The sequence below is a fragment of the uncultured Aureimonas sp. genome (genome assembly GCF_913775355.1).
GTDB lineage: Bacteria > Pseudomonadota > Alphaproteobacteria > Rhizobiales > Rhizobiaceae > Aureimonas.
This window is the reverse complement of sequence record NZ_CAJYIU010000284.1, coordinates 1-8,943: the sequence shown is the minus strand read 5'-3', so window position 1 is coordinate 8,943 and position 8,943 is coordinate 1. Positions and strand designations below refer to the sequence as shown.

Sequence of the window (8,943 nt, the reverse complement as noted above, 5' to 3'; positions counted from 1 at the left end):
CGTCTCGTGCTAGGGCATCGGCGACGAGAGCGTGCCGGAGGAGGGCAGCATGAAGAGATCGCGGGTCAACGAGATCATCCGGCAGAGCGACGAGTTCATCCGCTCGTTCGGCTACGTGATGCCGCCGTTCGCCTATCTCTCGCCGGCTGAGATGAAGGCGCGGCGGGATGATCTTTCGGCGGTGGTGGAGCGGCGGCTCGGCTGGGACATCACCGATTACGGGCGCGGCGACTTCGACAATCTCGGCCTGTTCCTGTTCACGACGCGCAACGGCGACAATGCCGACCTGAAGGCGGGGCGGGGCATGCTCTATGCCGAGAAGATCATGATCTCGCGGCAAGATCAGCTCTCGCCGATGCACCGGCACGATCTGAAGGCCGAGGACATCATCAACCGGGGCGGGGCGACGCTGGCGCTGAAGCTCTACACGGCGGGGCCGGACGGCGAGATCGACAAGTCGCTGCCGGTGAACGTCGTCACCGACGGCATGCGGCGCCAGATGAAGGGCGGCGACATCCTGCGTCTGTCACCGGGCGAGAGCGTGACCTTGATGCCGCGCACCGACTGGCACGCCTTCTGGGGCGAGGGCGGGGACGTTCTCATCGGCGAGGTCTCGACCGTCAACGACGACCTGACCGACAACGTCTTCGCCGAGCCGATCGGGCGCTTTGCCGAGATCGAGGAGGACGAGGCGCCGCTCCACCTTCTTGTCTCCGACTACGACAAGTGGCTGGGCAATCAGCGATAACTGTGGACGCCGGGCGGCGCGGGACTCCTGATCGGGCACCCGCTCCGCTAGATTAGGGCTTCCTCGACCATGAACATCGCGGGCCCGTGCGCTGAGCCGTGCGGGGCCGTTCGCATTCTCGGAGTGAAGCCGTTTGACCAAGGTCGCCGTCGATCTCGGAACGACCGCCACGGGCGAGCCGGCGGAGATGGACCTGGAGGAGCTCCTGTCCACGCGCCTGCTCGTGCAGGGCAATTCCGGCTCGGGGAAGTCGCACCTCTTCCGCCGCATTCTGGAGCAGAGCGCCGGCTGGGTGCAGCAGGCGATCATCGATCCGGAAGGCGACTTCGTGTCCTTCTCCGACCGGTTCGGCCATGTCGTGGTGGACGCCGACCGGACGCCGGCCGAGCTCGCCCGCATCGCGACGCGCATCCGCCAGCACCGCGCCTCCGTCGTCCTCAACCTCGAAGGGCTCGATGCCGAGGTGCAGATGAATTGCGCCGCCGCCTTCCTGAACGGCCTGTTCGACGCCGACCGGCACTACTGGTTCCCAATGCTGATCGCGGTGGACGAGGCACAAATCTTCGCGCCGGCGATCGCGGGTGAGGTGGGCGACGAGGCGCGTCGCATCTCGCTCGGCGCGATGACCAACCTCATGTGCCGCGGCCGCAAGCGCGGACTTGCCGGCATGATCGCGACGCAGCGCCTCGCCAAGCTCGCCAAGAACGTGGCTGCGGAAGCCTCGAACTTCCTGATGGGCCGCACCTTTCTCGACATCGACATGGCGCGCGCGGCCGATCTTCTCGGCATGGACCGTCGTCAGGCCGAGCGCTTCCGCGACCTTGAGCCCGGCCATTTCGTGGCACTCGGGCCGGCGTTGTCGCGAAAGCCCATTCCGTTGCGCATCGGCCCGGTCGAGACGGCCGGGCGCTCGGGGCGACCGGTGCTGATGGCGCTGCCCGAGGCGAGCCCGGCCGAGATGGCCGACCTCATCTTCACCGCCGGGGCTGACGAGCCGGTCGCCCTGCCGGCCCCGGTGCGGCGCGAGCCGGCGGTGGCGACCCGCGAGCTTCTGGAGCGCGTGTCGGCGCCGCGCTTTGCCGCGCCCGCCCCGCTGGAGGACGAGCCGCAGGAGGACGAGGAGACGCTGGCCGAGCGCCAGGAGCGGATCGACTCGATCTTCACCGAGCTGATGGCCGATCCGGAGGCGGCGTTCCGCCCCGTCCAGACCCTCTATCAGGACTTCCTCACCCATTGCCGGCTGAAGCGCCTGTCGCCGGGCGCGCTGGATCTTGCGGGCTTCCGGCGCAAGCTCGCGCTGGCGCGTGCCGGCGTCGGGGCCGACGGCGAGGAAGACGAGGCTTGGGGCCAGGTCGTGGCGCGCTCGGAGGAGCTGCCGGAGGACATGCAGGGCGTCTATCTCCTTCTGGCGAAGGCGGCGCGCGACGCCGAGCCCTGCCCGGGCGACGAGGTGCTGGCGCGCGCCTACGGCAGCCATTCGCCCTCGCGCGGGCGCTTCCTCCTGACCTGGATGGCCGAGCGCGGCTACATCGCTGCCGAGACCGACTTTCGCGGCAACCGCGTCGTCACCATCGCCGGCAACAACTGGCGCACCGGGGCGGGCAGCGCCAAGCCGCGCGGGCCCGCCGCCGCCCCGCGCCTTCGCCGCGTGAAATGATGCGCGGGGCGAGGGCTCGTCCCCGCCCGTGATCCGTGCCAGAAGGGCCGCATGTTTCCTGAGACGCTCTGGACCGAAGACCTGATCCTCCGCCCCATCGCCCTCGGCGACACGGGTGCGATCTTCGACGAGTACGCGCAGGACCCCGAGGTCACGCGCTACCTGACCTGGGCGCCGCACACTTCGGTGCGCGAGACCGAGGAGTTCATCACCGGCTGCATCGCCAGCGAGACGTCGCGCACCTTCACGCTTCTCGGGCGCCGGGACCGGCAGTTGCGCGGTGCGCTGACGATCCGGCGCGACGTGCCGGGGCGGATCGGCTTCGGCTATGTCCTGTCGCGCCGCTCGTGGAACCAGGGGCTGATGACCGAGGCGCTGACCGAGGTCGTCGCCTGGGCGATGAAGCAGCGCGATGTCTGGCGCATCGGCGCCACCTGCGACGTCGACAACGTGGCGTCGGCGCGCGTGATGGAGAAGGCGGGCCTCGAGCGCGAGGGGCTGCTGAAGCGCTGGATGGTGCACCCGAACATCGAGGATACGCCGCGCGACTGCTGGATGTTCGCCAAGGCCCGCTGACGCTCAGACGGGCGGCACCGAGACCCCGAGAAGCCGCAGCGTGCCGAGCACGAAGCCGTCGCGGATGGCGAGCGCGATGGCAAGTTCAAGAAGAAGAACGAGCGCGATCGTCCCTTTCAGCGGAAGCGCACGCGCCGCGAGAAAGCCGAGCGCCACGAACACGGTGTCGCCGAGCGCGTTGAAGACGCTGTCGCCGTGGTACTCCGGCGCGCCGACCGCCTGGCCGAACATGGCGATGATCCAGGGCGAGTTCTCCATGACCTCCCAGACGGCGCTGGAGGCGAGGGCGGTGAGGAGGAGCCAGCGCGTCGGCCAGTGCGGCCTGACGCGGTGAAGCGCCAGATAGAGGCCGATGCCGAAGACGACGTGCAGGGCGGAATACCAGTCCGAGAACTGCTGCGAGGACCCCGGCGAATGCGGGTCGCCGTCCCAGAGCCGAATGGTGCCGCAGTCGCAGACCAGGGGCCGGCCCATCAGATCGAGAATGCCGGCCATCACGAGGACGATGGCCGCTCCCACGATGACCTGCCCCGCCGTCGTGGACAGAAGCACGTTCGAGGCGCGGTCGGCGGGGCGTGGGGCCATGTCTGTCATGGCGGCTGAACGCGCGGCCATGGCCACAGGTTGCGACGGCTCGCGTGCCGTCCACAGTCTTGTGCGTCGCCCTTCGGGCGTTTCACGCTATCTGTGATGTCGTCGCCCGCACCAACCTCGGCATATCGCTTTGCATTTCGGCCTCGTCTGCCCCCCGTTTCCGAGCCATGCGCGCGCGTTCGAGGCTCTTGCGCTGGCGCTCGCCCAGCGCGGCCATCGCTCGACCTTCCTGATGAACGCGGGCGTCGGCGAGATGGTGCGCGCCGGCCCGTGGGACGTCCGCGAGGCGGGGCTGTGCGCAGCGCCGCGTCCGACGGCGAGGGCCGGCTCCACCGGCCTCTTCGGCATCCTGCGCACGGTGGCCGAGAGCGCGGAGAGGACGCAAGGACTGGTATCGGGCGGCGTGGCGGTTCTGCGCGAGGCCGGCGTCGAGGCCCTCGTCGGCGACCAAATGGAGCCGGCGACCGGCCTTCTCGCCACGCATCTCGGCCTGCCCTTCGTCTCGCTCGCCTCGGCGCTGCCGATCGATCCCGATGCGGCCCTGCCGCCGCCCTATCTCGACTGGCCGTTCGACGACAGTGTCGACGGGCTGAAGCGCAACCGCGGCGGGCGCTACGTCGCGGGCCTCCTGATGCGCCGGCAGGCCGAGACGATTCGTCGCTGCGCGCTCTCGCTCGGCCTCCAGCCGCTCGGGGGCCTCGAGGACTGGCTGTCGCCGCTCGGCACGATCTCGCAGACGCTGCCCGCCTTCGACTTTCCCTATGGCGGCGCGCGGCGGATCCTCGGCGTCGGGCCGCTGCGCTCGCCCGGCGAGGGGCAGGCGCCGCTCCCCTTCGCGCCCGATCCCGCCCGGCCGCTCGTCTTCGCCTCGCTCGGCACGCTGCAGGGGCACCGCGTCGGTCTCTTCCGGGTGATCGCCGAGGCCTGCCGCCGGCTTGACCTCGGTCTGGTCGTGGCTCATTGCGGACGTCTGACGGCGCGGGAGGCGGCCACCATCGATGCGGATCTCGTGACCGACTTCCTGCCCCAGCGCACCATGCTGCGCGCGGCGAGCGTCTGCGTGACGCATGGCGGGCTGAACACCGCGCTCGACGCGATGGAGGCCGGCGTGCCGGCGCTCGCCATCCCTATCGCCTACGACCAGCCGGGCGTCGCCGCTCGTCTCGTCCACCACGGCGCCGGGCTGAAGCTCTCGCGTCGGCGCCTGACGCCGGACGCCGTGGAGCGCGCGCTCGTGCGTCTTCTTGGCGAAGAGGAATTTCGTTCGGAGGCCGCCGCCATCGGCGCGGCGATCGGCGAGGCGGGGGGCGCGACGCGTGCGGCCGAGGCGGTCGAGGCCTGGGTGACGCATGCCCGCGCAACCACCTGGCCGCCTCTCGCGCGGGAGGTGGCATGAGCCTCGACGCCGACGTCATTCTCCTCGGCGGCGGCCTCGCCAACGGGCTGATCGCCTATCGCCTCGCGATGCGGCGTCCGGACCTCAAGGTCCTCGTCGTCGAGGGCGGCGAGGCGCTCGGCGGCAACCACACCTGGAGCTTCCACGACGGCGACCTGTCGACCGCCGAACAGGACTGGGTCGCCCCGCTCGTCTCGGCTCGCTGGGCCGACTACGACGTGCGCTTTCCCGGCCGGCGCCGCCGCTTTGCCACCGGCTACGCCTCGGTCTCGTCCGAGCGCTTCCGCGAGGTGATCGCCGCGCGGCTCGGCGAGCGCCTCCTGACCGGCGTTCCGGCGGTGGCGGTCACCACGACCGGCGTGACGCTCGCCGACCAGCGCACGCTGACCGCGCGCGCCGTGATCGACGGACGGGGCGCGCGAAAGAGCCCGCATCTCGACCTCGGCTTCCAGAAGTTCCTCGGCCAGGAATGGGAGTTCGACCGCCCGCACGGCGTCGAGCGCCCGGTGATCATGGACGCCACCGTGCCCCAGCGCGACGGCTATCGCTTCGTCTACCTCCTGCCCTTCTCGCCGACGCTCCTCCTCGTCGAGGACACCTACTATGCCGACCGGGGCGATCTCGACGTCGAGACCCTGCGCGGGCATCTGGCCGACTACGCGGCGGCAGCGAAGTGGGGCGAGGGGCGCCTCGTGCGCGAGGAGCACGGGATCCTGCCGATCGCGCTCGGCGGCGACATCGACGCCCTGATCGCGGCCGCCGGCGGCATGCCGACGGTGGGCCTCGCCCATGCGCTGTTCCACCCGACCACCGGCTACTCGCTGCCCGACGCCGTCCACGTCGCCGATCTCGTGTCGCGCGCGCCGGACGTCTCGCCCGAAGGTTTGTCGCGTCTTCTCGACGCGCACGCGCGCAACATCTGGTCCGACCGCAGCTATTTCCGCATGCTGAACCGGCTTCTCTTCCAGGCCGGGCGGCCGGAGGAGCGCTATCGGATCCTCGAACATTTCCACCGCCTGCCGGAGGATCTGGTGGCGCGGTTCTATGCCGCACGGCTGGACTTTGGCGACAAGGTGCGCATTCTCGCCGGCAAGCCCCCCGTTCCGGTCCTGAGCGCCCTCCGGGTCCTCGCCGCCCGCCGTCCCAAGGAAACCGCATGAAGCACGTACCCCCGCCCGCCCGGTCCGCGATCGTCATCGGTTCGGGCTTCGGCGGACTGGCGCTGGCGATCCGGCTTCAGGCCGCCGGCATCCAGACGGTGCTTCTGGAAAAGCGCGACAAGCCGGGCGGCCGCGCCTACGTCTACGAGGACCAGGGCTTCGTGTTCGACGCCGGGCCGACCGTGATCACCGATCCGTCGGCGCTCGAGGAGCTCTACGAGGCGGCCGGCCGGAAGCTGTCCGACTACGTGACGCTCCTGCCTGTCAGCCCGTTCTACCGGCTCTGCTGGGAGGACGGCTACGCGTTCGACTACGCCAACGACCAGGGCGAGCTCGACCGCCAGATCGGCGCGAAGAGCCCCGAGGACGTCGAGGGCTACCGCCGCTTCCTCGCCTATTCCAGAGCCGTCTTCGAGGAGGGCTACCTCAAGCTCGGCACCGTGCCGTTCCTGCAGTTCCGCGACATGGTGCGCGCCGGTCCCCAGCTCGCCAAGCTTCAGGCCTGGCGCTCGGTCTATGCGAAGGTGTCGGAATTCATCAAGGACGACCAGCTCCGGCAGGCCTTCTCGTTCCACTCGCTGCTGGTCGGCGGCAACCCCTTCGCGACCTCCTCGATCTACGCCCTGATCCACGCGCTGGAGCGCGAATGGGGCGTCTGGTTCCCGAAGGGCGGCACCGGCGCGCTGATTCAGGGCATGGTGAAGCTCTTCACCGACATCGGCGGGCGGATCGAACTGAACGCCGAGGTCTCGCGCATCGAGGTCGACGGCCGGCGAGCGACCGGCGTCGTGCTGCACGACGGGCGCACCTTCGACGCCGATATCGTCGCCTCCAACGCCGACGTCGTCCACACCTACGACAAGCTCCTGCGCGGCACGACGCGCGGCGCGGCGCAGGCCGCCAAGCTGAAGCGCAAGCGCTTCTCGATGTCGCTCTTCGTCCTCTATTTCGGCCTGAAGCGGCACCAGACGCAGCTGCAGCACCACACGGTCCTCTTCGGCGCGCGCTACCGGGCGCTGATCGACGAAATCTTCAAGGGCAAGGAGCTGGCGGGCGACTTCTCGCTCTACCTCCACAGCCCCTGCGCCACCGATCCGTCGCTCGCCCCGCCGGGCATGGGCAGCTACTACGTGCTCTCGCCGGTGCCCCATCTCGGCAACGCCCCGATCGACTGGTCGGTCGAGGGGCCGCGCTATGCCGACCGCATCCTCGACTATCTCGAGGCCCGCTACATGCCGGGCCTGCGCGCCGACCTCGTCACCCAGCGCATCTTCACGCCGAACGACTTCGTGTCGGAACTCAACGCCCATCACGGGTCGGCCTTCTCGCTCGACCCGGTATTGACGCAGTCCGCCTGGTTCCGCGCGCACAATCGTGACGACTGGATCCCGAACCTCTACTTCGTCGGTGCCGGGACCCATCCGGGCGCCGGCGTGCCGGGCGTCGTCGGCTCGGCCAAGGCGACGGCCGGGCTGATCCTCGGGCATGAACCAGCCTGACCTCGCGGCCGTCTCGGCCGCGTCGATCGCCAAGGGGTCGAAGAGTTTCGCCGCCGCCTCGCGCCTCTTCGACCGCGAGACGCGCCTGAGCGTCGTGATGCTCTACGCCTGGTGCCGGCACTGCGACGACGTGGTGGACGGGCAGGAGGCGGGCTCGGCCGTCCGCCACCTTGACGAGCGCTCGGCGCTTGATCGCATCGCCGCGCTCCGGGCCGATACGGAGGCCGCCTTCGAAGGGCGCACGCAGGGCCTGCATCCCGCGTTCGCGGCGCTCGCCGAAGTCGTGCGGCGGCACGCCATTCCCCGCTCGGACGCGGCCGAGCATCTTGCGGGCTTTGCCATGGACGTCGACGAGGTGCGCTACCGCACCCTCGACGAACTCCTCGTCTACTGCTGGCGCGTGGCGGGCGTCGTCGGCGTGATGATGGCGCGGATCATGGGCGTCCGGGACGAGGCCGTGCTCGACCGGGCAAGCGACCTCGGGCTCGCCTTCCAGCTGACCAACATCGCGCGCGACGTCGTCGACGACGCGGTGGCCGGCCGCGTCTACCTGCCGCTCGACTGGCTGACCCAGGAGGGGCTCGAGGTCGCCGATCTCACCGATCCTCGGCACGCCGAGGCCGTGTTCCGGCTGCGGCGTCGTCTCGTCGAGGCGGCCGAGCCCTACTATGCCTCCGCCCGCATCGGCGTCGGCGCGCTGCCGCGCCGCTCGGCCTGGGCGGTCGGCACGGCGCACGGCATCTATCGGCGCATCGGCTTGAAGCTCGTGGCGATCGGACCCCAGCCGCTGCCCGAGCGCGTGTCGACGACGACGGGCGAGAAGATCGCCGAGATCGGCCGCGGCGCGGCGATGGCGCTGGGGGGCAGCAGCGGCCCGGCGCGCCCGCCGCTCCTGTGGACGCGGCCGCGCTGACCCGTCGCCGTCAGACGGCGCGGACGAGCAGCGGCGTCGTCGGCAGCACGAAGGGCGTCGGCTTGCCGAACAGGTAGCCCTGCGCGCCGTCGCAGCCGATCCGGCGCAGGATCTCGCGCTGGGCCGGCGTCTCCACGCCCTCGCCGACGATGGCGATCTCCATGTCGCGGCTCATCTGGACGAGGCCTTTCAGCACCGCCATCGAGTTGCGGTCGATCTCGGCCGAGGTGACGAAGCTCCGGTCGATCTTGATGACGTCGACCGGCAGGCGGCGCAGGTGCGAGAGCGACGAGAAGCCGGTGCCGAAGTCGTCGACGGCCACCCGCACCCCGAGGGCCCGGACGGCGGTCAGGATCGAGGCCACCTCGTCGTGATTGGTGACGATCGCGGTCTCGGTCAG

Annotated in this window: 9 protein-coding genes; 7 read left to right on the top strand and 2 right to left on the bottom strand. The window is 70.4% G+C overall.

Annotated elements, in window-relative coordinates; genetic code table 11:
• Positions 1-49 precede the first annotated feature (49 nt).
• The 3 genes from QZ753_RS17100 to QZ753_RS17090 all read left to right on the top strand — a co-directional run bounded on the left by QZ753_RS17100 (position 50) and on the right by QZ753_RS17090 (position 2,981).
• Positions 50-748: a D-lyxose/D-mannose family sugar isomerase gene (locus QZ753_RS17100; protein WP_294645364.1), complete on the top strand. Its 699-nt coding sequence runs from the start codon at positions 50-52 to the stop codon at positions 746-748.
• A gap of 133 nt (positions 749-881) precedes the next feature.
• Positions 882-2,405, top strand: coding sequence for an ATP-binding protein (locus QZ753_RS17095; RefSeq protein ID WP_294645362.1), 1,524 nt, complete (start codon positions 882-884; stop codon positions 2,403-2,405).
• Positions 2,406-2,456: 51 nt separating this feature from the next.
• A complete protein-coding gene (locus QZ753_RS17090; protein WP_090962580.1) occupies positions 2,457-2,981 on the top strand; it encodes a GNAT family N-acetyltransferase in 525 nt (174 codons plus the stop codon).
• A gap of 3 nt (positions 2,982-2,984) precedes the next feature.
• Here QZ753_RS17090 and QZ753_RS17085 read toward each other — a convergent pair whose 3' ends face one another.
• Positions 2,985-3,566, bottom strand: coding sequence for a DUF2585 family protein (locus QZ753_RS17085; RefSeq protein ID WP_294645360.1), 582 nt, complete (start codon positions 3,564-3,566; stop codon positions 2,985-2,987).
• A gap of 139 nt (positions 3,567-3,705) precedes the next feature.
• Between QZ753_RS17085 and QZ753_RS17080 the strand changes: the two genes are divergently transcribed.
• Genes QZ753_RS17080 through QZ753_RS17065 form a run of 4 tightly spaced genes read left to right on the top strand, consistent with a single transcriptional unit; the run spans position 3,706 to position 8,543 of the window.
• A complete protein-coding gene (locus QZ753_RS17080) occupies positions 3,706-4,971 on the top strand; it encodes a glycosyltransferase (protein WP_294645359.1) in 1,266 nt (421 codons plus the stop codon).
• The gene (gene crtY, locus QZ753_RS17075) at positions 4,968-6,131 is read left to right on the top strand and encodes a lycopene beta-cyclase CrtY (RefSeq protein ID WP_294645357.1); all 1,164 of its coding nucleotides are present in this window, start codon (positions 4,968-4,970) and stop codon (positions 6,129-6,131) included. The genes QZ753_RS17080 and crtY overlap by 4 nt, the downstream gene beginning before the upstream one ends.
• Positions 6,128-7,630, top strand: a complete 1,503-nt coding sequence (locus QZ753_RS17070; protein ID WP_294645356.1) for a phytoene desaturase — start codon at positions 6,128-6,130, stop codon at positions 7,628-7,630. Before crtY ends, QZ753_RS17070 begins: the two co-directional genes overlap by 4 nt.
• Positions 7,617-8,543: a phytoene/squalene synthase family protein gene (locus QZ753_RS17065; protein WP_294645355.1), complete on the top strand. Its 927-nt coding sequence runs from the start codon at positions 7,617-7,619 to the stop codon at positions 8,541-8,543. The genes QZ753_RS17070 and QZ753_RS17065 overlap by 14 nt, the downstream gene beginning before the upstream one ends.
• Positions 8,544-8,553: 10 nt before the next feature.
• Here the strand turns inward: QZ753_RS17065 and QZ753_RS17060 are convergent.
• Positions 8,554-8,943, bottom strand: a 390-nt coding sequence (locus tag QZ753_RS17060) for an EAL domain-containing protein (RefSeq protein ID WP_294645353.1), incomplete at its 5' end; no start/stop codon positions are given.